2 protein-coding genes are annotated in these 952 nt (G+C 67.0%); one reads left to right on the top strand and one right to left on the bottom strand.

The features are described 5' to 3' along the window. A partial coding sequence (locus H928_RS0123740) for a sigma-70 family RNA polymerase sigma factor (protein WP_043341848.1) occupies window positions 1–467 on the bottom strand: 467 nt, incomplete at its 3' end. A 58-nt stretch (window positions 468–525) separates the two neighbouring features. On the opposite strand from H928_RS0123740, the gene H928_RS29610 reads away from it, so the two are divergent. Further along, the coding region (locus H928_RS29610) for a sigma factor (RefSeq protein ID WP_306729973.1) at window positions 526–952 on the top strand (427 nt) is incomplete at its 3' end.

Raw genomic sequence — 952 nt, 5'->3', positions numbered from 1 at the left:
GTGCGCGATATGCCCAGCTGCTGGGCAATTTCTTCCTGCGTCAGGTCCTCCAGCCGCCACAGCAAAAAGGCCTTGCGGGCAACCACGGGCAGGCCGCCGAGCAGGCGGTCAATGGCGACCAGGGTTTCGAGCACCATCAGCTGCGCATCGGGCGGCGGGGCCACGGGCTCGGGCAGCAGCGCGAGCGCATCGAGGTAGGCGCGCTCGATCTGGCGGCGGCGCAGGTGGTTGGACAGCAGGCGCTGCGCAATCGTGGTGAGGTAGGCGCGCGGCTCCAGCAGCGCCTGGAGTTGCTGGCGCTGGGTGCCCAGCACCCGCACAAAGGTGTTTTGCGCCAGATCGGCCGCATCCCAGGCGCAGCCGAGCTTGCGCCGCAGCCGCGCGACCAGCCAGCTGTGGTGCGCCTCGTACAGGGCCTGCACCGGATCGACAGAAGGTGAGGGCGGAATGCCGGGGCCTGGGTGCATGGTGTTGGGGGTGACGCGATGAGAATGGTTCTTATTATATGTAAACAGTAGTCAAAATATGGATAATGCGATTCATTCGCGTTATTGCATGGCGCCATGGCTGCACAAGCACTGCGATATCCCTGCGATCCCCCTGTCTGGCCGCTGCCCCGTGTTCGTCCACTACTACCGAGAACTGCTGAACTTCTGCCTGCGCCAGGTGCGCGACCGCGATGCCGCTGCCGACATCGTGCAGGAGAGCTACGCCCGGGTGCTGGCGATGGAGCAGGCGCGCGCACCGATCGCCGAGCCGCGCGCGCTGCTCTACCAGACGGCGCGCCATGTGATGGTGGACCAGTACCGGCGCGCGCAGCTGCGCACGCACGAGGACCTGCATGCGCTCGATGAAACCGCCCAGCCCCCGGGCCCCGCGCATGAGGAGCCCGACGCGCTGCTGTCGAGCGCGCAGGCGATGGCCGCCTATGCCTCGGCCATCGAGGCCTTGC

This window comes from Comamonas sp. B-9 (genome assembly GCF_000410635.1).
Lineage (GTDB): Bacteria > Pseudomonadota > Gammaproteobacteria > Burkholderiales > Burkholderiaceae_C > Comamonas.
Note: the sequence above shows the minus strand (reverse complement) of the source record. Positions and strands in the feature narration are given on the sequence as shown.